This is a genomic window from Pasteurella sp. XG20 (assembly GCF_018968665.1).
Classification (GTDB): domain Bacteria; phylum Pseudomonadota; class Gammaproteobacteria; order Enterobacterales; family Pasteurellaceae; genus Pasteurella; species Pasteurella multocida.
In genome coordinates, this window is record NZ_CP076656.1 from 690,522 (window position 1) to 715,083 (window position 24,562).

Genomic DNA, 24,562 nt, shown 5'->3' on the forward strand with positions numbered 1-24,562 from the left:
GAGAAGAACAACGTCTTACTGACCTAACGTTGCCACCATCACTGCTTTAATTGTATGCATACGGTTTTCTGCTTCATCAAACACGATGGAGGCATCTGATTCAAATACCTCATCGGTGACTTCAAGACCGTTCATACCATATTTTTGCGCCATTTCTTTACCGACCGTTGTATTTTCATCGTGGAAAGCAGGCAAACAGTGCATGAATTTCACTTTCGGATTGCCTGTTTTTTCAAGTAACGCCTTGTTGACTTGGTATGGTTTCATTAAGTTAATGCGCTGTTCCCAGGCTTCTTCAGGCTCGCCCATGGAGACCCAAATATCGGTGTAAAGGAAATCAACACCTTTCACCCCTTCCTCTACGTTTTCTGTACAGGTAATTTTTGCGCCAGTTTTCTTCGCCATTTCTGCGACTTCATCAAGCAGTTTTTGTTCTGGCCAATAGGCTTTAGGCGCGACTAAACGGAGATCCATGCCCATTAATGCCGCACCTTCAACAAAAGAATTTCCCATGTTATTTCTGGCATCACCCAAATAGGCCATTTTCATTTGATCAAGACGTTTGCCTTCACCGTGTTCTAACATTGTCAGAAAATCAGCAAGAATTTGTGTTGGATGAAAATCATCAGTTAACCCATTCCAAACAGGAACGCCTGAGTACTGTGCGAGAATCTCGACTAATTCCTGTCCATAACCACGATATTGAATTCCGTCATACATACGGCCTAAAACTCGAGCCGTGTCTTTCATTGATTCTTTATGACCAATTTGTGAACCACTTGGACCGATATAAGTGACATTTGCCCCTTGATCATACGCCGCCACTTCAAATGAACAGCGCGTGCGTGTTGACGTTTTCTCAAAAATTAAGGCAATATTTTTCCCTTTCAAACGAGGTTGTTCTGTTCCGGTATATTTTGCTTTTTTTAAGTTGGCAGAGAGGTCGAGTAGGAATTGAATTTCGGTTGGCGTGAAATCCATTAAACGCAAGAAATGACGATGACGTAAATTGAGTGGCATATATTCTCCTCATTTGAATTGATAATTTATAGTAGGATTTTGAGCAAACGTTTACGCGATCGAAAATTATACCTTAATTATATTAAAAGGCTAGGAGAAATTGCTTTGATAGATTGAATTGCTATAAAAAAGTGCGATTTAAGAAATAAATCGCACTTTGAGAGAATGGCTTATCTGCGGAACTAGACTTTGGCTTTCATATCAAATTTATCTGACACAAAACCATATAGTGTCCAACCAATAAAGGTGGCAATTGAACCATATAACATCGGTTCTTGTCCTGCCGCATAGAGTGCATAAATACTGTACACGGAGCCAATAAAGGCGACAAATGTCGTGATTTTTGCTTTCTGTGCCGGGACTTTTTCCACTTTTTGTAACACCATTAATGCGGCCATCGAAAGAATATAAGGGATAACGTTCGTGACGACGGCAAGATCCACTAATACATTAAATTGTTTGTTTAAGGATGGACTGATCGTCATTAAGGATAACAAGCTTTGAATCACTGTAATTGTCACCATGCCGATGATTGGTGCATCTTTGCTTGTTACTTTCTTGAAAAAGGCAGGGAAATAGCCTTCTTCAGCAGAGCTTCTGAAGACTTGAGCAATGGTGAACTGCCAGCCGAGGAGTGAACCAAAGCAAGAGAGTACCATCAAGCCCATCACAATTTTACCCGTTGTTTCATTAAACATATGAGCAAAAGCTAATCCGAAAGGTGCGGTTGAATTAGCCAAATCCATATTCGGTACAATACCGGCAATCACATTGGTTGACACGATATAGATCGCGGCTGCGCCTAAGGTGCCGCCAAGTACCGCAATGGGTACGTTACGTTCTGGATTTTCGACCACATCGGTATTTGCACAGGCAGATTCTAAGCCAAGGAATGCCCATAATGTCATGGAAATAGACACCCCAATTGCTTCAAACGTCGGCACATGATGTGGGTTCCAAGCATTGATATACATGTCGGCATCAAACCATTTCCAGCCAATAATACATAAACCAACCACCGGAATAATGACACCCCAAATGGTAAATGAACTAATATTACCTGTAATACGTGCTCCCCCAAAGTTAAGGGACGTCGCGAGCCATAAAGTGATAATTGTCCAGCCAGCGATCGCAACAGGGGAGAGGCTTACCTCAAGTAATTCGGAACCATAACCTACTGCGGAAATCGCAATGGCTGTGTTAGCAATGACCAATGAAACACCATAAGTATAGTTCGCCATGAAATTCCCTGCTTTACCGAAAGCATATTCGGCATAGCCACCCATACCACCGGATTTTTTGCTAAACATACCACATTGTGCGAAGGCATAAGCCAGTGCAGTAGAACCAACGGCAGTTACTAACCACGATAAGATTGAAATGGTACCAATTTCTGCCAATTTTGTGGGTAACATAATGATGCCTGAGCCCATCATGTTAACCATAGTAAGAATAGTGAGTTGAACAACACCAATTTTATTATTTCTTGCACTCATAATTGTATCCTCATAAAAGTACAGTACATGCATACTGTACTTTTTTAGTTAATGATTTAGTTTTCAGTTAATACGTAGCCATAAGCACGAATACGTCCATCTGCATCTTGTTGTAGATATACCCCTTGAATTTCTGGTGCGAAACCTGGTAATAAATTGATGCCTTCTTCGAGTGCTAAGAAATATTCCTGTGCAGTCTGACTCCATTTTTCACCCGGTACGACACAAAGCACACCCGGTGGATAAGGAAGTGCTCCTTCTGCCGCAATGCGATTAACGATTTCGGTTAGTGGAACCAGTTCTACACGATTACGAACAAATTCAAGATTAGCTTGATGTGGATTCATCACATATTCAGGCAAGGTTGCTTTTCTGAATAAGTTGCGTTGTAAAGTTTTCACGTTACGGCTGACATACAAATCATGCATTTCTTGGCAAAGACGACGGATGGTATAACCTTCATAGCGTTTTTCATTGTTGTGATAAACACTTGGTAAGACTTCTTTTAACAAGGAATCTTTTTTGATGTGTTGTTCAAATGCCGCAATTTGTGCAACCAAACTTTGCATTTTGGTGAGGGTTTCTGCTGGCGTTAATAAGAAGAGAATTGAGTTTAAGTCACATTTTTCCGGAATAATGCCGTTTTCACGTAAATAATTAGCAAGAATCGTAGCAGGGACACCGAAGTCTTCGTATTCACCTGTTTCAATATCAATACCCGGCGTCGTTAGCATGAATTTACATGGATCAACAAAATATTGGTTATCTACATAGCCTTCAAATTGATGCCATTTATCATCAGCATGGAATTTGAAGAATGTTAAATCATTTGCCATTTCTTCTGTATCGTAGTCTTGCCATTTTTTGCCATTGACATAAGGCGGAATAAACGGTTTGATCAGATCACAACTATTCAGCACCATTTTACGTGCTTCTATCCCGATTTTGACACAGTCATGCCATAAACGAATACCCGCAGGGGTACCTTGAATTTTTGCATTGACATCAAGTGTGGCAAAAAGAGGGTAGAATGGGCTGGTGGAGGCGTGTAACATGAATGCATTATTAAAGCGTTTATGATTACAGTAGCGCTGTTGACCTTTAATGTGCTTGTCTTTTTTGTGAATTTGTGAGGCTTGTGAGAAGCCGGCTTGTTGTTTGTGTACTGATTGTGTCACGATGATGCCGGGATCATTTTCATTTAATTCAAGCAAGAGCGGTGAGCAATCTTTCATCATTGGAATGAATTGTTCATAACCTACCCACGCAGAATCAAACAAGATGTAGTCACATAAATGACCAATTTTATCTACGACTTGGCGCGCATTATAGATGGTTCCGTCATAAGTACCGAGCTGAATAACGGCTAAACGGAAAGGACGTGCTTGTGTTAATTTTTCAGGCGCAACATCTTTAATTAAAGATTTCAAATAATCTTCATCAAAACAATGGCTATCGATCCCGCCGATAAAACCAAATGGATTACGCGCAGTTTCCAAATAAACAGGGGTAGCGCCAGCTTGAATTAATGCACCATGATGGATAGATTTGTGATTGTTACGATCAAAGAGCACAAGATCACCCGGTGTGAGTAACGCATTGGTGACGACTTTATTTGCAGAAGATGTCCCATTTAAGACGAAGTAGGTTTTATCAGCATTAAAGACTTGAGCAGCGTGTTTTTGAGCATCACAAGCGGCTCCTTCATGGATTAGCAAATCGCCTAATTTTACATCGGCATTACAGATATCTGAGCGGAAAATATTTTCACCGTAGAAATCATAGAGATAACGTCCTGCAGGATGTTTACGGAAATATTGTCCACCTTGGTGTCCCGGACAATCAAAAGCAGAATTCCCCATTTCCACATATTCACTTAGCATTTTAAAGAAAGGTGGGAGGATTTTTTCTTCGTAAAACCGCGCCGCAGTTTCAATTTGGCGACTGTATAGGTTGATGTCGTAGTTGTTGAGATCTTGAACGTGATAGACTTTGTCAAAGAATTGAGGATCTAAAAATTGACCTTCAATGACAGCAACAAAGACCGGAATATTAAATTCAGTTGCTTGTATACTATCAATATAATCTTCAATATCTTCAGAACTCAGGATAATTGCACCAATGTCGGTGAAATCTGTTTCTTGAACAGAAACGAGTTCTCTATTTGTATGAAAATAAGGTCGAATTAATGGGCTATATGCAATTTTTAAATTTAGCATAGATGACTCCTTGTTTATTTAAGTAATAAAATTCCCTCCGCTATTATTAAATGGCGGATCAGGATTTTAATTAATATGTTGATTAATTCAGTTCTTATTATTTATATTTAGATAATAAGAGTTGGACTAAAAAATATATTAATTATTTTTTAATGATAATGTGTGATTTTAAATACAACAGAAAAGCATAAGAAAATAATAATAAATTCTTAAACGCCAAGTTATATTTAAAAAATAGCAACTCGCCTGTACGAAAGGGTGCAGGATAGTTCTAGATGCTACACTCAGCGAGCGTAATGAGATGAGGATATTTGGGAATTGAAGATTGAATAAGAAAAACAAGAGCGATACGAAGGCATCATAATATGTCTTGTTCTACGAATATGTGCCATAATGGAACGTCCTTTATCAGGATGATATTCTTTGTAGTAGTCGTGTATTAACATAAAACTCTCCAAGTGTATTATTTATTTAACATTAGATTGCCTTACTTTCATTTAGTCATTAGTCTCGCTAATTTCCCTTATCTTTTCAAGATAAATTTTTTTATTTGTGATATCCATCACATTTTTTGTTTATAATTTAACCATATTTTAAATTTATTAACATTTTATTAATTTTATTTTTAATTAAATATATTTAATTAAAAATTTTGTTATACAAGAAAATAAGTCAGGATGATCTTAACATAAATAAACATATTAAAATAGCGTTTAAATATTATTAAGGCTGCAAGATGGCTTGAAAACGTGCATTTGGCTGAAATATTTTTCTTGCGAGATTATCTATGTATTTTTTTTGTCCAATGTCTTCGAGTCTTTGATACAGATAAATTTCATCTGGACTTTGAGTATGCCAAAAGCTTTGTTCAATTAGCATGGCAATAGACACTAATGAATCAAATTGGAATTTGATTTGTGTTTGTTTCTCACTTCGTTTCTTTTCTAATAAGCTGGCGGAAACGCCTTTTTGCATGATTTCATCTAAAATATGGTACGTTTGTGCGGTCAGTTCTGCCACGCGATCAGGGGCGCAACTGAATTCAATTTTCCCCTCTAGGCGCGCATGTGATTTTTCTTGATTAAACCAACTATTCACAGCATAGATACCTGATGATTGTTCTCGCAGTGTTAAGCGAAGCACTTCTTGCAGTACATCTGCTAAGAGATCTAACTGATATTGTAGTTCAGGTATCCATTGATTCGGTGTACTGAAATAAATCTCGACATCAGCACGTGGTTCATCTAAGCCATGCATGACAAAATGGTTGGCGGGTGTGATAGGCGAACTATCGTAATAATGACGAGGTGAGTGTTTGACCTCTACTGAGGCTAAATACGTTTGTGCCAGCTTTTCTGCCTCTTGTTGAGGGAGATCTCCAATAAGAAAATATGTGAAATCCGTTTTATCTAACATCACCGAGTCATAGAATTGGGTGAGTTCCTGACGAGAAAACGATAAGGCTTCCTTTTTATTTTGGCTATACACTGTGGCCATGTTGGGATAACGTAAGCGTGATAATTTTTGCATAAATTCCGTTTCTTTATCTATTTGACGGAAATAATCTTGAGTTTCTTTTTGGTAACGTTCAAAAACAGGCTCGCTAATTGCTGTTCCTTGTAATTTCAAGCGAAATAATTTGAGTAAATCAGCTATTTGTTCGGGTTTTCCTACTGCGGTAAAACCTTGTTTATAGTCATCAACTACAGTCGCCAATGCGATAGGATGCTGGCGAAATAAATCATTGATCTCCGACAAGCTTAATGGACCAATACCAGAATCATCAGTTAATGTCACCGCACTTTTAAAGCGATGGTAATCACTAGGCGCTACAGAACGTAATCCTCCCGCTGTAACAGCTTTAAAATACACTTGATTGGGTGTTTTATCGCTATAATGGTAAATCAATTTGCTTCCATTGCTTAATTGATATTCCGTAATATCGCCTTTTTTCCAATGTTTGCTTTGTTTGATTTGCCCTTTAGGGAAGGACAATGCAGGCATTTTCCCAGCTGTTCTAGGTGTATGCCAAGTATGTTGCGCAGTATGCTGTGTTTCTTGCCACAGCTGTGCCACCTTATTTACCGTTAACGTCAATGGTGTCGCGGGATAAGGTTGAGTAACTAACAGGAGTTTGGCTTGAATAGCAATGAGGTGTTGAAATGCCTGATTCAGTTCTTCTAAACGGATTTCTTGCAAAAAGCGTTGATTGAGTCGATATCGATCTTGTTGACTTATCACGACTTGCTGATTTGCCGCAGAAATAACGAGATCATCTGCGATTTTTAAACTCCCAGCTTTGAGACTGCGTTGTTTTTCATTTAATTGGACTAACCGCGCTTTTTCTTGTTGAAATTCTTGCGCAGAAAAGCCGTGTTGCTGAATTTCTGCGATAAATTGGAATAAGGATTGCGTGGCTTTTTGGTAGTCAGTATCAAAAAGCTGTAGCAGGAAAATATTTTGTAGCGTTTCTTTTCCTAAATGAGTGCGGTAAAAATTTGCTGATTCAACTTTTTGCTGTTTGACTTGTTCCCAATCTTGTAAACGTAAATTTATCAGACGAATCAGGATTTGTTGAATCAAATCTTGTTTATATGCAGCGAGGGTATTTTGCTCTGTAAATTTTTCAAAAAAGCTTAATTCAAGTGTGGGAATATAGGTGCCTTTTTCAGAAATACCTGCAACGCGCCATTGGTTAACGAATGGAATAGAAAAATCAATTGGTGGTAAGGGGGAAGTTGAGTGTGAGTTTATACTCCCTATCTGCGCTTTTAACTGAGAGGTGACTTGTTGAGCATCAATATCACCCACAATGATCACCGCCATATTATCAGGTCGGTACCATTTGTGATAAAAATCAGCCACACGCTGTCTTGAAATCGTGCGAATAATATTCATATCGCCAATCGGATCGCGTACGGCATAGCGTGACCCCGCCATTTCTACCGCACTTTTTTTGTCACCTAAACGTAACATTGGGCTTAAACGTCGTCGCCATTCTTCCTGTACAATACCACGTTCATTATCTAAGTCTTTTTCCAGAATCGTTAAGTGGTGCATCCACTCATTTAACACCTCAAAAGCTAAAGTCAGGCTTTGAGGATCATTTTTGTCTAAATTAAGGGTATAAACCGTATTTTCAAAATCGGTAAATGCATTAATGTCCCGTGCAAATTTCATTCCTAATTTTTCAAGTGCATTAATGATTTGATTTTCAGGGAATCGATGAGAGCCATTAAATGCCATGTGTTCGACTAAATGCGCCACCCCTTTTTGATCCTCATCTTCGTGCAGTGATCCGGCATTCACAACTAAACGAATATAGACACGATGCGCCGGCTCAGGATTTCGTACGACATAATAAGTTAACCCATTCGCTAATTTACCATGTTGAATAGCTGGATCAAACGGGAGTGATGCCTGAGGAGAGGAAGACATACTTTGGCAAGCAATCAATGTGCAAATGATAAGGAAAAGTGCGGTCAATTTTTTCATTATTTTTAATCTCATCTGTGTATAAATAAACGCGACGCGTTATGTGAATAACACGTCGTGTTTTTTGACAGGCGTGGAGAAGTTAGAATTCGTAACCAACTTCAAGCCAGAACTCACGACCGGGGGTGTAGATACTATATTCAGATGTACTTGAAATTGAAACGGATCGAATTTTTCGTGTTTGATTTAAGACATTAAGAATATCGGCTTGAACATAGATATTATGTTTCCCTGCAAATTTAGGTTGCCAGCGAACACTAGAGTCCCATTGCGTATGAGTACCATAGTCGAACGTACGGAAACGAGGAATATCATCAGGAAGCGTTATATCAAGTTCATCATAGCCTTTAATTGGGGCCTTAATATATACTTTATTTGACCATGTTAAATCCCAACTAGGCATTGCTATATCAAGACCTAAACGAGCGATCCAGTCTTCAGTATTTGAATTTACTTTTTGTTGCATTGTTTTGCGATCCATTAAGCGCCCATCTAAATAGACAGGATCATTTGGATTCAGAGAATTTGCTAAATCAGCTCTTTTAGTTTTTAACCAGTCAAAGCCTAGCGAAGCGTTCCAATAGGTTTGACCTAGCTGCCAAGGTTCAATATTGTTAATTTGAATGGTGTGAATATCCACACTATAATTATTTGCGTTACTATAATACTTCGCATATTCAGGACGACCGTTCTTATTGATTTGTTTACGTTTTAAGATGATGCGATTTTTATTTTCACGGTGGATATAGCCTAATTTAAATAATAAGTTACGATATTCTTGTTCAAAGTTTAGGCTTAATTCATCTGCATAAGGCGTTTTTAATCGACCGGATAATTGGAAATCTCGAATATTAGCCGTATCTCGATTAATTTTTAAAATTTCATTAGTCAACTTAATTGAAGCAAAGGAACGCCCATAGTAGCGATTTAAACCTAAGCTTATACGTGTATCCTCTAATGGCTTAAATCTTGCAACAAAACGAGGAGCCACATTATTATTTTTTAAATAATCATCACGTTCAAATCGAACACCTGGGCGTAATTCAAGTTTTTTCCAGCTAATTAAATCTTCGATATATAAAACAATATTTTGGTAGCGAGTTTTAGCACTTCCTTTATAAGTAATAGAAAAATCAGATTTTGGATTATCAAGATTTGGATACCAAGTGATATTTGAATTACCTAATTCAGCTTGACCTATTCTAGAATATACATTTTCAGGGCGAGAGAATTTATATCGTGTAAATTGATAAATTCCACCTAATGAAATAGAGTGCGTGAATGAGCCTAAATCAAATGGTTCCAAAGCATATTCTGTCGAATAATGGAGGTTGTGTTGTGTTAGTTGACTGTCGCCATAACCACCTTTTTCATAATCATATAACACATCGTAGTTATCATCCATCACACTTACTGTATCCACATAATTAGAACTAGAATGGCGTTTATCTTTAAAACGATCATAGGCTAAAGTATTTGTCCAAACACCAGATTTGAGACTTCGAATCCAAGCTAATGTTGCACCAAATGCTTGATGATAATCAGAGACGTTACTATTCACATTTGTTTGAGAGTATTTTTTTTCGTGATAATTCGAATAACGAGTGCTCAGTTCTAAACGATTATCATCATTAATCGTCCAGTTAAAATTTAAAAGAGCATTATCAGAAGATCGAGTGTGTGCTTGTTGGTGTAATTGTGCTTCTGTAGAGAAACCAATGAGACGATATTGATCAATACGTGAGGTGCGACGACTTAATCCAAACACAAATCCTAAGTTATCAGTGAGTCCTTTTTCAGTAACAAGACTAAAGTTATGTTTTGCATATTTAGGTTGTAAATCAGTTGAACCATCTAATCCCGGTCGAACTTTATTTAAAACTTTTTTTGAGTCACCATTTTCTACGAATTTTCCCCATGAGGAATTAGTTGTGCGGTATTTTAATTTAATGCCATTTTTACCACTGTATTGTTTTGTCTTTGCAATGACAGCGCCACCTGTAAATCCACCAAGGCTAGCAGAAACATTGCTGTCTTGTACTTCGATTTTGGATAACATATCTGCATCAAAGAAATAAGCTTGTGTATGTGAAATACCGGGTAAAGTTTGTATTGCTCCATCAAATAATTCACTTTCAATAGTTAAATCATTATTGACATTAACGTTATCAACAAAGTAAGCCGTCTGATTAGTATCTGCACCATTAATTGAAATGTTTTCGGGTTTAATTTCACCTCGTTGCAATCCATTTTGATCGCTATTCTCATAACGCACATGCGGATTTGAACGTAAATAGTCAGTAATATTACCATTTGTGACAGGGCTTTTTTTCATGTCATCTTGAGTGACACTCTGTGTTGAACTCATTGATTTATTTTGATCCGCATACACGACAATTTCCGTCAGAAAGTGATTTTTATCGGCGTTCGTATCGGTTTTTGCGGAAAGCGAGAAGGCGGTAGAACAACAGAGGAGTGCAAGTGTCGTCTTTTTGAGTGGATTTTTTGCGGATTCCATGTCAATTTTCTCCATTAAATTTAATAATGATAACTATTATTAATTCTATTTATAAAATAAACAGGTTGCAAGAGAAAAGAGTGATTAAAAATGTGACAAAGTCCACAAAATGAGGGGGGAATAAAAGGCGAGGGAGAATAAAAAGTGTGCTATGTTTGATAACATCATGAAAAGAATTTCTGCCTATTTTATTGATTATGATATCCTTTAGCGATTGATTAAGTGATGGAAGAGAAGATGAAAAATGTCAAATAAAATTGTGATTACGGTGGATGGACCAAGCGGTGCTGGCAAAGGAACACTCTGTTATGCGCTCGCTGAAAAATTAGGTTTTACTTTATTAGATAGTGGGGCTATTTATCGTGTCACTGCGCTTGCTGCATTAAAAAGTGCGGTCGAATTAGACGATGAAATAGCCTTAGCGGCGCTTGCAAGCGCACTAGATGTGCAATTTTTACCCGCAGATGGTGAGGTGAAAATTCTCTTAAACGGTGAAAATGTCAGTGGTCAGATCAGAACGCAAGAAGTGGCGGAGGCTGCATCAAAAGTGGCGGTTTTTCCCGAAGTAAGAAAAGCGCTTTTGCAGCGTCAACAAGATTTTTCAACGGAAAATGGCTTGATTGCGGATGGACGTGATATGGGAACGGTGGTTTTCCCCAACGCACAAGTAAAACTCTTTTTAGACGCAAGTGCGGAAGAAAGAGCAAAAAGACGCTATAAACAGTTGCAAAATAAAGGGATTAGTGGTAACTTTGACCAGATTTTAGCCGAGATAAAAGCGCGTGATTTTCGCGATAGAAATCGAGCTGTTGCGCCACTTAAACCTGCTGAAGATGCTTTAATATTAGACAGTACGTCATTAAGTATTGAAGAGGTCATTGCACAGGCGTTAAGTTATATTCAGCAACACCTTGATATTAAGGCTTAAATCATCTTAACCGTTTATTCAAGGATGGAATAAACATTTGTTCTCAGCCCCACATTCAATGGATTTTGAAGTGGACGTTATTAAATTTAAAATTGAAGATTAATTATGACTGAATCTTTTGCTCAACTATTTGAAGAATCATTAAAAGAACTTGAAACCCGTCAAGGTTCTATCGTTAGCGGTACTGTTGTTGCTATTCAAAAAGGCTTTGTGCTTGTTGACGCTGGTTTAAAATCTGAATCAGCAATCCCTGTTGAAGAATTCTTAAACGCACAAGGTGAATTAGACGTTCAAGTTGGTGATGTTGTTAATGTTGCGTTAGACGCTGTGGAAGATGGTTTTGGTGAAACAAAACTTTCTCGTGAAAAAGCAGTACGTCACGAATCTTGGATTGAATTAGAAAAAGCATACGAAGAACAGGCAACTGTTATCGGTTTAATCAACGGTAAAGTGAAAGGTGGTTTCACAGTTGAGTTAAACGGTGTTCGTGCATTCTTACCAGGTTCATTAGTTGATACTCGCCCAGTTCGCGAAACTTTACACTTAGAAGGTAAAGAATTAGAGTTCAAAGTAATCAAACTTGATCAAAAACGTAACAACGTAGTTGTTTCTCGTCGTGCTGTTATCGAATCAGAAAATAGCCAAGAACGTGAACAAATTCTTGAAAACTTACAAGAAGGCTCTGAAGTTAAAGGTATCGTTAAGAACTTAACTGACTACGGTGCATTCGTTGATTTAGGTGGTGTTGACGGTTTACTACACATCACGGATATGGCATGGAAACGTGTTAAACACCCAAGCGAAATCGTGAATGTTGGCGATGAAATTACTGTTAAAGTATTGAAATTCGACAAAGATCGTACTCGTGTATCTTTAGGCTTAAAACAATTAGGTCAAGATCCTTGGGTTGCTATCGCAGAAAATCACCCAGTAAACAGCAAATTAAGCGGTAAAGTGACTAACTTAACTGATTATGGTTGTTTCGTTGAAATTTTAGATGGCGTTGAAGGTTTAGTTCACGTTTCTGAAATGGATTGGACAAACAAAAACATCCACCCTTCTAAAGTGGTTAGCTTAGGTGATGTTGTTGAAGTGATGGTATTAGAAATCGATGAAGAACGTCGTCGTATTTCTTTAGGTTTAAAACAATGCAAACCGAACCCATGGTTACAATTCGCTGAAACACACAACAAAGGCGACAAAGTTGAAGGTAAAATTAAGTCAATCACTGACTTTGGTATCTTCATCGGTCTTGATGGCGGTATCGACGGTTTAGTTCACTTATCTGACATTTCTTGGAATGTGTCTGGTGAAGAAGCAGTTCGTCAATACAAAAAAGGTGACGAAGTTGCTGCAGTCGTGTTACAAGTTGATGCAGTGAAAGAGCGCATCTCTTTAGGTATTAAACAACTTGAAGAAGATCCATTCAATAATTTCGTTGCAGTTAACAAAAAAGGTGCAGTATTAAGCGCTAAAGTTGTTGAAGCGGATGCGAAAGGTGCAAAAGTTGAATTAGATGGCGGTGTTGAAGGTTATATCCGTGCAGCGGATTTAACAAACGAAGTGAACGCTGGTGATGTTGTTGAAGCAAAATACACAGGCGTTGATCGTAAAGCACGTATCGTTCACTTATCTGTACGCGCGAAAGACCAAGCAGAAGAAGCGGCTGCAGTTGCAAATGTGAATAACAAACAAGAAGATGTTGCTATTCCAAACGCAATGGCAGAAGCATTCAAAGCAGCTAAAGGCGAATAATTAACTTCCCCTTATCGCATAGAGCTAACATGTGAGAACATGTTAGCTCACTATCAAGTTAGGAGAAAATTATGACTAAATCAGAGCTTATTGAGCGTTTAGTCCAAAAATGTCATGCAGTTGCGGCAAAAGATGTTGAAAATGCAGTAAAAGAGATTTTGGATCAAATGTCATTCGCATTAGAAAGTGGTAAGCGTATTGAAGTAAGAGGATTTGGTAGTTTCTCATTGCATTATCGCCAACCTCGTTTAGGACGTAATCCTAAAACAGGTGAACAAGTGAAATTAGACGCAAAATCTGTCCCGCACTTTAAAGCAGGCAAAGAGCTGAGAGAGCGTGTTGATATTTACGCATAATTTCAACTAACTTTATATAACGACACGTTTAAGTGTCGTTTTTTGTATTTATTTTTGGCATAATGGAACATATTTTTTTGTTAAGGAGTGAGTAGATGATCAAATATATTTTAGGTTTAGTACTGGTACTCGCCATAGTCTTAGTGGCGATCACGATTGGTGCGAATAATGATCAGATAATCAGCTTTAATTATATGGTTGCACAAAGCGAATTTCGTCTCTCGACTTTAGTGGCGATTTTATTCGGTTTAGGTTTGATTTTAGGTTGGTTAATTAGCGCTATCTTTTATATCAAATTAAAGCTGAAAAACATGTCCTTAACACGTCAGCTTAAACGCCAAACGTTACAAATTAATGAATTAACAACGACTCGAGATAAGGTCGCTAAATAATGCTCGAGTTACTCTTCCTGCTTTTACCTATTGCTGCAGCTTATGGTTGGTATATGGGGCACCGTAGTGCGAAAAAAGATCAGGAAGACATGACAAACAAACTCTCCCGTGATTATGTCACTGGCGTGAATTTCCTTTTATCAAATCAACCAGAAAAAGCAGTTGATTTGTTTCTCGATATTCTGCAAAAGCAAGAAACAGAAAATGAAATCGATAGCACTTCACAGTTTGAAGCTGAACTGACACTAGGCAATCTTTATCGCTCTCGAGGTGAAGTTGATCGCGCTTTACGTATTCATCAAGCGTTAGATCGTAGCCCTGATTATACCTTTGAACAAAAACTGCTGGCTAAGCAACAATTAGCAAAAGATTTCATGGCAGTAGGATTTTATGACCGTGCTGAAATGCTTTATATTTTGTTAGTTGATGAGCCAGAGTTTGCTGAAAATGCATTACAACAACTGGCAGTGTTGTATCAAAAAACGAAAGAATGGGAAAAAGCGATTAATGTTGCAGAAAAATTAGCGAAAATTTCACCACAAGAAAATAATATTGAGCTTGCACAATATTACTGTGAATTGGCTCAAAGTTTATCGTTAGAAGAGAAGACACAACAAGAGCGTCAGAAAGGATTATTAGTGTCAGCATTAAAAGTGGCACCAAATTGTGTGAGAGCCTCAATTTTACTTGGTCAACTTTTAATCCAAGAAAAACGTTACCAGCAGGCTGTAATGACGTTAGAGAATGTCCTTGAACAAAACGCTGATTATGTGGGAGAAGTCTTAGATTTACTGAAAGCCTGTTATCACAAGCTCAACCAATTAGAGAGCTTTGAATTATTTTTGATTAAAGCCAGCCGTGTCACCAAAAATAGTGCCGTAGAATTAGCACTTTCTGATTTAATTGAAGAAATCGACGGTAAAACAGCCGCACAAGCGAAGTTGTATCAGCAATTAAACCAACATCCGACAACCTTTTTATTTCACCGCTTTATTCAATATCAAATTAATGATGCTGAAGAAGGGAGAGGAAAAGAAAGTCTTGTGTTGTTGCATAAAATGGTGGGGGAACGCATTAAGCAGAATTTTGACTACCGTTGCACAAATTGTGGTTATCAAACACACAAACTAACCTGGTGTTGTCCATCTTGCCGACATTGGGAAACAATCAAACCGATAGAAGATTAAGCAAACATAATTAATTGAACACAGAGAGGGAAAATTATGACGAGTAAAATCATTGTTGCACTAGATTATGAAAAAGAAGAAGAAGCATTGCGTTTAGTTGATCAAATTGATCCGAGCTTATGTCGTTTGAAAGTTGGTAAAGAAATGTTTACTACATTAGGGACGAAATTTGTCAAAGCATTACATGATCGCAACTTTGATGTGTTTTTAGATTTAAAATTTCATGATATTCCAAATACTGTAGCAAGAGCGGTCCGTTCCGCGGCAGATTTGGGGGTGTGGATGGTCGATTTACATGCCAGCGGTGGTTTGCGTATGATGGAGGAGGCAAAGAAAATTCTTGAACCTTATGGTAAAGATGCGCCTCTTTTAATTAGTGTGACGGTATTAACCAGTATGGAAGATCTAGATTTATTGCAAATTGGCATTAATGCTTCTCCGATGGAACAAGTAATCCGTTTAGCCAATCTAACACAGCGTGCCGGATTAGATGGCGTGGTTTGTTCTCCGCAAGAAGTGGAAATTTTACGCGCTAACTGTGGTAAAGATTTTAAACTGATTACGCCGGGAATTCGCCCAATCGGCAGTGATTTTGGTGATCAGCGTCGCGTAATGACACCAGCGGGGGCAATTCAAGCAGGTTCTGACTATTTAGTAATTGGTCGTCCAATTACACAAGCAGATAACCCAGCAGAAGTGCTCAAATCAATCAATACTTCTTTACCCGTGAATAGATAACAATGACAGATACATTAGTCTATTCGACAGAAACCGGTCGAATTAAAACAGAAAAAACTCAACCAACACGTCCTAAAGGTGATGGGATTGTGCGTATCCAGCGTCAGGTGAGTGGTCGTAAAGGGAATGGTGTTTGTGTCATTACTGGTTTGGATTTATCCGATGATGAATTGAAAAAACTCGCGACTGAACTGAAAAAACGTTGTGGTTGTGGGGGGGCAGTAAAAGATGGCACGATTGAAATTCAAGGTGAAAAACGCGATCTTTTAAAAGATTTACTAGAACAGAAAGGCTATCGTGTTAAATTAGCCGGTGGTTAATGACCTTTTCATGTCTCACAGAAGATCAATGTATTGTTATGCGTTGATCTTTTTTATTTTGCCAATATCACATTGATATAGATGAAAAAGGATTAGCAAGAGGCTAATCCTTTTAGAAATACTTAACTGAAAAAATTACAGTTGATCAGCATGCTGTTTTAAGTATTTTGCCACACCTTCAGGGCTACCAGTCATGCCTTCTTTTCCTTTTTCCCATTGTGCAGGGCAGACATCACCATGTTCTTCATGGAACTGTAGCGCATCAACCATACGTAACATTTCATCAATATTACGACCTAATGGTAAATCATTCACAACTTGGTGACGTACTACGCCATCTTTATCAATTAAGAAAGAGGCACGTAACGCCACGCCAGCTTCTGGATGTTCAATACCAAAGGCTTGTGCGATTTCATGTTTGATATCGGCAACTAAAGCATATTTCACTTCACCGATACCGCCATTTTCGACTGGGGTTTTACGCCAAGCGTTGTGGCTGAATTCTGAGTCAATGGAAATACCCACTACTTCAACACCACGTTTTTGGAACTCTTCATAGCGATGATCAAACGCGATAAGTTCAGATGGGCATACGAAAGTAAAGTCGAGTGGATAGAAGAAAACAACAGCCGCTTTACCTGCGATATGTTGTTTAAAATTGAAATTATCAACGATTTCACCATTACCTAAAACGGCAGCCGCTGTAAAATCAGGGGCTTGACGAGTTACTAATACCATAGTATTAATCTCCTGTTAAAAATTAAACGAAAAATTTTGCTTTGCGAGAATAAGCAAAATTGTCTTTCTATTCTAAAGAATGTTGAGGCATTTTGACAGGAGTTTTTGCCTATCTCCTTATTTATTTTTAACTTTTTATTAACTTATCTTTATTTCTTACTTCAGATCAAGGATGCAACACAATGCCAGAAAAACAAACATTATCAACACAATTTGTTCATACAGGACGTAGAAAACCCTTTTTACAGGGGGGCGTGAATCCCGTGATTCAACGCGCTTCATCATTGGTTTTTGACAGTTTAGCCCATAAAAAACAAGCGACCATTGGGTGTGCACAGGGAGAATTATTTTACGGGCGTCGAGGAACTTTAACCCATTTTGCCTTGCAAGAAGCGATGGCGGAATTAGAAGGCGGAGAAGGTTGTTATTTGTATCCTTGTGGTGCCGCAGCGGTCACACAAAGTATTTTATCTTTTGTCCAAAGCGGTGATCATATTTTAATGACGGGTGCGGCTTATGAGCCGACGCAAGAGTTTTGTAATTGTGTTTTGAAGAAAATGCAAATAGACACGACTTATTACGATCCCATGATAGGTGAAGGCATTGCTGAGCTTGTACAAGAAAATACCAAAGTACTTTTTTTGGAGGCACCAAGTTCACTGACGATGGAGGTTTCAGATATACCGGCAATTGTTAAAGCCGCACGTCGAGTTAATCCTGATATCGTGATCATGATCGATAATACATGGTCAGCGGGTGTGTTCTTTAAGGCACTTGAACAAGGTATTGATATCTCGATTCAAGCTGGAACCAAATATTTAGTGGGACATTCCGATGTGATGATTGGTACTGCGGTAGCGAATAAACGTTGTTGGGCACAATTACGAGAGCATTCTTATTTAATGGGACAAATGGTAGATGCGGAAAGTGCTTATATGACCGCGCGAGGTATTCGAACACTGGGGATTCGCTTGAAACAACATGAAGAAAATGCGTTGAAGGTGGCACACTGGTTAGCGGCACAACCTGAAGTAAAAGCCGTTTATCATCCCGCATTAGAAAGCTGTCCCGGACATCAATTTTTTAAGCGCGATTTTACTGGAGCAACAGGCTTGTTCTCATTTGAGTTGAATCAAAGACTAGACCCACAACAATTAGCGAAGTTTATGGATCATTTTACGTTATTTAGCATGGCATATTCTTGGGGAGGATTTGAATCGTTGATTTTACATTATCAACCGGAAGAGATCATGGCGATGCGTCCGAATATCACACGTCAGCTGAACGGGACATTGATTCGTGTTCATATTGGCTTAGAAGATCCGGATGACTTAATCGCTGATCTAGAAGCCGGGTTTGCGCGCTTAAACGCGATGTGAGTGCACTGTGTGCCAGTAGAAAAATGAAAAAAACAGACCGCACTTGATAGCATAGGCGAGAAAGTGCGGTCTTTTTGTTTTATAAGTTGAATTTATTTTCTCAAAAATAAAGAAGTGATTTCTGGAAAAATGAGTAACAAAATTAAAACTAGGACCTGTAATGTAATAAAGGGCCATACAGATTTAAATATATCAGTTAATTCTATTCCATCTGGAGCAACACTTTTTAAATAGAAAGCTGCTGGTCCAAAAGGTGGGCTGAGGAAGGATACTTGCATATTTACACAGAATAGTACACCAAACCAAATTGGATCAAATCCCAAGGAGGTAATAATAGGCACAAAAATTGGCATTGTTAACATGGCAACACCAATCCAATCTAAGAACATACCAAGTATTAATAAAATAACCATCATAATAATGATAGTATAAATTGGAGAGGCATCTAAGCTAGCGAATAAGTTAGCTATAAATCGGTCCCCACCCATTAGATTATAAATACCTATAATCATTGTTGCGCCAATGCCGACCCAGATTATCATACCAACAGTATTGATTGTATGTTTTAGTGATTCTTGTACTATTTTGAAATTTAATTCTTTTCGATAGAATGCTGCTAATATTACCCCAACTACACCAACACAGGCAGATTCAGTGATTGATGCTATCCCGCCATAAATACTTCCTAAAATCCATGTGGCGATAGCTACTGGAATTGCAATATCATGAATAATTTTTTTAATATCTTCTTTCGTTAATGTATGATTTTCTGAGCTAGGCATTGCAGGGCCATAGCTAGGTTTGAAGTAGCAAAGTACTAGAATATATAAAATATAGAATGTAGAAAGTAGTAAGGAGGCTGGAATTGCTGCAAGAAATAGTTCTCCAATAGAAACATTTGCGGTCATTCCGTAAATAATCAACACGATACTTGGAGGAACCATTGTACCCAATGCTCCTCCTGCTACAACAGTTCCTATAGCTAAGTTTTTATTATAGCCTAAGCGTAACATTTGTGGTAATGCCAACATGCCTAATAAAACAGTTTCTCCACCGATAATACCTGACATCGTAGCAAGTAGAACTGCAACAAACATCGATTGAATTGCAATTCCACCTCGTAATCGACCGCCAATGACTCGCATTGCGTTGTAGAGATCTCTAGCAATTCCAGTCTTATCAAGTAATGTTGCCATAAGAACAAACATAGGCACAGCTACAAAAGTGTAAGATGATGTGAAATCAGTGACACGTGAAGCTATCATTTGCATTATTGCGGTAGTATCAAACCAAAGATATGAAATAACTAAAGCGATTAACCCAGTGAGAAAACCTAATGGCATTCCAATAAATAAAAGGGAAATCATCATTAAAAAGATAATAAGAGTTCCAATACCTATCCCAAATGCGCTTATCATGATAATTCCTCCTGATATTTTGTATAGATGTGACGGAATATATGTAGTACTGAAAGAACAACAATGATGAGGCATGAAATAAAGAAGAAACTTTTTTCAATTGCTGGAAATGGCATGTCTAATACACTTCCAGAAGTTTGCATTTTGAATTTTCCTGATGGAGTAAATAATGCTTCTCTAGCTGATAAGTATGCTCCGTAACTAAGCAAAATAAAGAAGATAAAAATAAGTATTTCAACTAAGAGTTCTAGTAACCATTTGATCTTATTAGGTAATTTTTGTCTAATAAATGTCATGGCAATATGTTTATTACTGGCGTAACAAGCTACTCCACCATAAAGTAATGATAGGCTTATTAAAAATGTTGTTACTTCATGAACCCAAAGTGTTGGGCTAGAGAATAAATACCGAGCAACAACCTCGTAAAAACCAATGATAACAACTAATAGAAAAATATAAGAAACGTAATAACCTACTTTAATGAATATTTGATCTAGCTTATTACAGAGCCATAATAAATATTTAGAAATAAGCATGTTTTACTCCTTAATGGATAAGACGATATCGTCTTATCCATCTTGACGATTATTGCAGCATTCCTTGAGATTCTAGGAATTTCATTAATACTTGATAATACTGATTACCTATTTCAGATTGTTGAGCTATCTCTTGCCAAATTTCTTTAGCGATAGAACGAACTTTTGTAATTTCTTGTTGATTCCAAGAAACTGGTTGTACTCCTTTCTCAATTGCTTCTTTATATGCTAGTTTATCTTCATAATGAGCACGAGTCAGAGTATCGAGAGCCATCCCTTTAAAGTAAGCAATTAAGAATGCTTGATCCGATGGAGTTAAGCTACTCCAAGTTTTATGATTCATAATCATATGAACGGCTGGTGAAGAATGAATTCCCGGATAGATTGGATATTTTGCAATATCATGGACTCCTTGTGCTTGATTATTTGCAAACGTTGAGAAATCGGCAGCATCAATAATACCTTTTTCTAAACTAGTGTAGATTTCTGAACCAGGAAGACCAACAGGAGCGGCTCCTAATCTTGCAAACAATTTTTGGATAGGACCAGAGGGAGCCCGAATTTTTATACCTTTAAAATCTTCAGTATTAGCTATTTTTACTTTCGATGGTAATGATTCTGCTCCCGTAACTGATACACCAATGAGTTTGGCACCATATTGTTGGAAAATATTATCAACAACTTCAAAACCACCTCCATTATAGTAAAAATTTAAAATATCTTCGTCATGGTTCCAAGCAGAAATAGTATCACCAATTAATCCGAATCCAGGGTCAGTGCCTGCATACATTGCCGCTGTTGCAACCGCTCCATCAATAATTTTATTTCGAACACCAGAAAGCATGTCACTAGATTTTAAGACTGAGTCGAGAGGTAATAACTCTATACTTATTCTCCCATTGGAAGCTTTTTCAATATTGTCAGTCCATTCTTTTTGGATTTCATAAACTTTTTCTCCTGCAAAATTCGAACTTTCAAATTTCAAATTAATTTCTGCAGCTGAAACTGAAAGTGACATGAAGCTTGCTAGGGATATTAATAGTAATGATTTTCTAATATTCATACATAACTCCTTAGTAGTTAACTATACAGAGACTAACATTCCGCCATCAACAAAGAGAAGATGACCGTTTATAAAATCAGAAGCTTTTGAAGATAAAAAAATGGCTGAACCAATTAATTCGCTAGGCTCTCCCCAACGATTAGCTGGCGTTCGTTGACATAACCATTCAGTAAATTGTGTATTTTCTACTAATGCTTTAGTCATTTCAGTTTTGAAATAACCTGGAGCAATTCCATTAACTTGGATGTTATAGCGAGCTAGTTCAACGCAAGCCCCTCTTGTTAACATTTTTACTGCTCCCTTTGATGCCGCATAAGGTGTTATTGTGTCTCTTCCTAATTCACTTTGCATTGAACAAATATTAATGATTTTTCCTGTTCGACGTTTAACCATATGTTTACCAACTTCTTGAATCATCAAAAAAACAGCTTTTTGATTGATGTTGATAACATCATCCCAATCTTTTTCAGGGAAATCTAAAATAGGATACCGGCGTTGTATTCCAGCATTATTAATTAAAATATCAATTGGACCGATTTCTTCTTCAATGAAGGATATGTTTTTTTCAATCTCACTTTTTTTTGTCACATCAAAAGGTACAGAATAAGCCGTGAATCCTTTGTTACGTAATTTTTCTACTGCAGAGAGTGTTTTTTCTGATGTGATATCATTTACAATAATTTCTGCACCATATTCAGCTAAACCATTAGCAAGCAAAAAACCAATTCCTTGTGCAGCCCCTGTAATCAGTGCTCGTTTGCCGTGTAAGTCAAATAAATTGTTTTGCATAATTATTCCTCAAAATTAAGTTGAACTTTAATTGCTACATTTTTATCACTTGCTATTTGTAGAGCTTTTTCTGCTTCTTGGTATGGGAACTCATGAGATAATAATGGTAGAGGATCAATCAATCCAAGTTCTAACCAACGCACAGCAATATTGAATTCTTCAGTAAAACGAAACGCACCTTTATAAGTAATTTCTTTAGCTAAAAATTTAGTTAAAGGTATTGAAACATTATTTTTTGACATGCCTATTTGAATAATGGTGCCTGTTGCTTTTGTAGCATCAATGGCAAAATTGATTGCTTCATTAGATCCAGATGCCTCGAATGTAACATCAAAGTAGCCTTTATTTTGAAAATAGTGCGTATTGTCTTCTAATGGCTTGATAGTCGAAGTTGCTCCCATTTTTACTGCACTTTGTCTACAGGACTCTTGTATATCAGATGCGATGATTTCAACAGCACCTGCCTGTTTACAAGCCGCAACGACTAATGACCCAATAGGTCCAGCTCCTGTAATGAGAACTTTTTTTCCGATGAGAGAACCTGCCTGATTGATTGCATGGATTGCTACTGCAAGTGGTTCTGCAAAAACCATGACTTTAGAAGATATTTGAGGGTCATAAGGAATAACTTGATCATCTCTAACAACAATATATTTAGCAAAACCTCCGTCTACATGTGGAGTGAGCATTGCACTACCGAAAAAACGCATGTTTAAACATTGATTTGATTTACCTTCAAGGCAATATTTACATTGTAAACATGGTTTACTTGGATTTAATGCAACCGCTTGCTTTTCTTTGTCTAAATAACCTACTACTTCATGACCTAAAATCATAGGGTGTTTTAAACTGAAGTTTCCAATTCCACCTTCTTGATAGTAATGGATATCTGAGCCACAAATACCACCACGTGTTATCTTAACAAGCTTTTCATTAGCTGATATTTGATCTAGTTCTGTCGTTGTTATCTGTATTTGATGTGCACCCGAGACTTTGATACAAGGTACTTTTGAATGTTTCATCATATTTCTCCCACTATTGCAACCGCTTGCATAAATGTAATATCCTAAGATCTAAGTTTCAATTAGATTTTATTTAGAATGTGATCTATTTCAAAAAATGAGTTATTTCAGATAGAATATTGCCTCTTACCTAATATTTTTTTATTTATTCATATGACAAAACGAACCACAATCGATGATATTGCTAAGGCATTAGGAGTTAATAAATCTACAGTATCACGTGCGATAAATAACCCTTCTTTAGTTTCAAATGAGATGAGAGAAAAAATACAAAAAATGTGTGAACGGATGAACTATATTCCTAATAATATTGCTAAGTCTTTAGCTTCGTCATCCACAAATTCTATAGTGTTATTGATACCTTCGTTTAGTAATGACGTATTTAATGAAGTGATTGAAGGGGTAAAGAGAGTATGTGATCAATGGAATTATAATTTATTGATTAGTGACTTTTCATATACTCCTCTAGAAGAACAAAGGATTATTGAGAAATACCTGCAACAAAATGTGGATGGATTCATTTTAACAGAGACATTCCATACTCAAAAAACAATGGATTTATTGAAAATATCAAATATTCCAACAGTTGAAATTATGCATATTGATTCTTCACCTAATTTTCTTGCTAACATCGGTATCGATCAATATGCGGCAGCACGATATTTAATTAAGTTTTTAGTTGAAGAGAAAAAACGTAAGAATATTGCATTGTGTTCTTCTTGGTTAGATAGTCGTGCATGTTTAAGAAAGACAGCATGGGAAGATGTATTAACTGAGTGTCAGTTATCTACAGAACGTTATTTTAGGATACAAGGAAAAACGTCTTTTGCTAGTGGTGCTGAATCTGTTCTTGAAATTTTATATCAATGGCCAGATACAGATGCGATTTTTTTCATTAATGATGATGTAGCTGCTGGGGCAATTATGGAATGTAATCGTAGAGGAATAAAAGTTGGTAAAGAACTTGATATTGTTGGTTTTAATGATTTGGACTTTGCCAAAGTAATAAATCCAAGCTTAACGACAATTTTTACCCCACGTTTTGATATGGGGAAATTAGGCGCTGAAATATTAATTCAATTCTTAGCAGGTAAAAAGCCACAACAGAATATTATAGAGCTACCTTTTAAATTCATGAGAAGACAAAGTGCATAGATAAGATATTGTCTCTTTGACCCGTAAATATCAGTTTT

The 24,562-nt window shown here is 37.3% G+C and carries 21 protein-coding genes; 9 read left to right on the plus strand and 12 right to left on the minus strand.

Going from position 1 to position 24,562, the window contains the following annotated elements:
• Positions 1-15: 15 nt before the first annotated feature.
• The 6 genes from argF to KPF51_RS03170 all read right to left on the minus strand — a co-directional run bounded on the left by argF (position 16) and on the right by KPF51_RS03170 (position 10,748).
• Positions 16-1,020 carry an ornithine carbamoyltransferase gene (gene argF, locus KPF51_RS03145; protein WP_061406152.1) on the minus strand — a complete coding sequence of 335 codons (1,005 nt, stop codon included), beginning with the start codon at positions 1,018-1,020 and terminating at the stop codon, positions 16-18.
• Positions 1,021-1,202: 182 nt separating this feature from the next.
• Positions 1,203-2,516 carry a putrescine-ornithine antiporter gene (gene potE, locus KPF51_RS03150; protein WP_005716650.1) on the minus strand — a complete coding sequence of 438 codons (1,314 nt, stop codon included), beginning with the start codon at positions 2,514-2,516 and terminating at the stop codon, positions 1,203-1,205.
• A 56-nt stretch (positions 2,517-2,572) separates the two neighbouring features.
• Positions 2,573-4,735 (minus strand): ornithine decarboxylase SpeF, encoded by a 2,163-nt coding sequence (gene speF, locus KPF51_RS03155; protein WP_005716647.1) that lies wholly within the window; start codon positions 4,733-4,735, stop codon positions 2,573-2,575.
• A 284-nt stretch (positions 4,736-5,019) separates the two neighbouring features.
• Positions 5,020-5,181, minus strand: a complete 162-nt coding sequence (gene speFL / locus KPF51_RS10865; protein ID WP_005716642.1) for a leader peptide SpeFL — start codon at positions 5,179-5,181, stop codon at positions 5,020-5,022.
• Between the two features lie 277 nt (positions 5,182-5,458).
• Entirely contained in the window at positions 5,459-8,230 is a 2,772-nt protein-coding gene (locus KPF51_RS03165; RefSeq protein WP_064661064.1) for a pitrilysin family protein, read from the minus strand.
• A gap of 82 nt (positions 8,231-8,312) precedes the next feature.
• On the minus strand, positions 8,313-10,748 hold the full coding sequence (locus KPF51_RS03170) for a TonB-dependent siderophore receptor (RefSeq protein ID WP_061406150.1): 2,436 nt from the start codon (positions 10,746-10,748) through the stop codon (positions 8,313-8,315).
• A 244-nt stretch (positions 10,749-10,992) separates the two neighbouring features.
• Between KPF51_RS03170 and cmk the strand changes: the two genes are divergently transcribed.
• The 7 genes from cmk (at position 10,993) to yciH (ending at position 16,424) form a co-directional block, all read left to right on the plus strand.
• A complete protein-coding gene (cmk, locus tag KPF51_RS03175; protein ID WP_005722464.1) occupies positions 10,993-11,676 on the plus strand; it encodes a (d)CMP kinase in 684 nt (227 codons plus the stop codon).
• Positions 11,677-11,781: 105 nt separating this feature from the next.
• Positions 11,782-13,431 carry a 30S ribosomal protein S1 gene (gene rpsA, locus KPF51_RS03180; RefSeq protein ID WP_005751595.1) on the plus strand — a complete coding sequence of 550 codons (1,650 nt, stop codon included), beginning with the start codon at positions 11,782-11,784 and terminating at the stop codon, positions 13,429-13,431.
• Between the two features lie 71 nt (positions 13,432-13,502).
• Positions 13,503-13,787: an integration host factor subunit beta gene (locus KPF51_RS03185; RefSeq protein ID WP_005716620.1), complete on the plus strand. Its 285-nt coding sequence runs from the start codon at positions 13,503-13,505 to the stop codon at positions 13,785-13,787.
• A gap of 95 nt (positions 13,788-13,882) precedes the next feature.
• Positions 13,883-14,179 (plus strand): LapA family protein, encoded by a 297-nt coding sequence (locus KPF51_RS03190; protein ID WP_005722462.1) that lies wholly within the window; start codon positions 13,883-13,885, stop codon positions 14,177-14,179.
• Positions 14,179-15,366 (plus strand): lipopolysaccharide assembly protein LapB, encoded by a 1,188-nt coding sequence (lapB, locus tag KPF51_RS03195; RefSeq protein WP_005754236.1) that lies wholly within the window; start codon positions 14,179-14,181, stop codon positions 15,364-15,366. Before KPF51_RS03190 ends, lapB begins: the two co-directional genes overlap by 1 nt.
• A gap of 36 nt (positions 15,367-15,402) precedes the next feature.
• Positions 15,403-16,104: an orotidine-5'-phosphate decarboxylase gene (gene pyrF, locus KPF51_RS03200; RefSeq protein ID WP_005722458.1), complete on the plus strand. Its 702-nt coding sequence runs from the start codon at positions 15,403-15,405 to the stop codon at positions 16,102-16,104.
• 2 nt (positions 16,105-16,106) lie between these two features.
• Positions 16,107-16,424: a stress response translation initiation inhibitor YciH gene (gene yciH / locus KPF51_RS03205; RefSeq protein WP_061406149.1), complete on the plus strand. Its 318-nt coding sequence runs from the start codon at positions 16,107-16,109 to the stop codon at positions 16,422-16,424.
• 135 nt (positions 16,425-16,559) lie between these two features.
• On the opposite strand, the gene KPF51_RS03210 is transcribed toward yciH, so the two are convergent.
• Positions 16,560-17,162, minus strand: a complete 603-nt coding sequence (locus KPF51_RS03210; RefSeq protein ID WP_005716614.1) for a peroxiredoxin C — start codon at positions 17,160-17,162, stop codon at positions 16,560-16,562.
• Positions 17,163-17,344: 182 nt separating this feature from the next.
• On the opposite strand from KPF51_RS03210, the gene metC reads away from it, so the two are divergent.
• Positions 17,345-18,541 carry a cystathionine beta-lyase gene (gene metC / locus KPF51_RS03215; protein ID WP_061406148.1) on the plus strand — a complete coding sequence of 399 codons (1,197 nt, stop codon included), beginning with the start codon at positions 17,345-17,347 and terminating at the stop codon, positions 18,539-18,541.
• 92 nt (positions 18,542-18,633) lie between these two features.
• On the opposite strand, the gene KPF51_RS03220 is transcribed toward metC, so the two are convergent.
• From KPF51_RS03220 to idnD, 5 genes are read right to left on the minus strand one after another with little or no spacing between them, the layout of a single operon-like run.
• The gene (locus KPF51_RS03220; RefSeq protein ID WP_005754227.1) at positions 18,634-19,959 is read right to left on the minus strand and encodes a TRAP transporter large permease subunit; all 1,326 of its coding nucleotides are present in this window, start codon (positions 19,957-19,959) and stop codon (positions 18,634-18,636) included.
• On the minus strand, positions 19,956-20,495 hold the full coding sequence (locus KPF51_RS03225) for a TRAP transporter small permease subunit (protein ID WP_016504442.1): 540 nt from the start codon (positions 20,493-20,495) through the stop codon (positions 19,956-19,958). Before KPF51_RS03225 ends, KPF51_RS03220 begins: the two co-directional genes overlap by 4 nt.
• A gap of 49 nt (positions 20,496-20,544) precedes the next feature.
• On the minus strand, positions 20,545-21,558 hold the full coding sequence (locus tag KPF51_RS03230; RefSeq protein WP_005754226.1) for a TRAP transporter substrate-binding protein: 1,014 nt from the start codon (positions 21,556-21,558) through the stop codon (positions 20,545-20,547).
• 21 nt (positions 21,559-21,579) lie between these two features.
• Positions 21,580-22,347, minus strand: a complete 768-nt coding sequence (idnO, locus tag KPF51_RS03235; RefSeq protein WP_005725539.1) for a gluconate 5-dehydrogenase — start codon at positions 22,345-22,347, stop codon at positions 21,580-21,582.
• A gap of 2 nt (positions 22,348-22,349) precedes the next feature.
• Positions 22,350-23,369, minus strand: a complete 1,020-nt coding sequence (idnD, locus tag KPF51_RS03240; RefSeq protein WP_005754224.1) for an L-idonate 5-dehydrogenase — start codon at positions 23,367-23,369, stop codon at positions 22,350-22,352.
• Positions 23,370-23,522: 153 nt separating this feature from the next.
• Between idnD and KPF51_RS03245 the strand changes: the two genes are divergently transcribed.
• Positions 23,523-24,524, plus strand: coding sequence for a LacI family DNA-binding transcriptional regulator (locus KPF51_RS03245; RefSeq protein ID WP_005754222.1), 1,002 nt, complete (start codon positions 23,523-23,525; stop codon positions 24,522-24,524).
• Positions 24,525-24,562 lie beyond the last annotated feature (38 nt).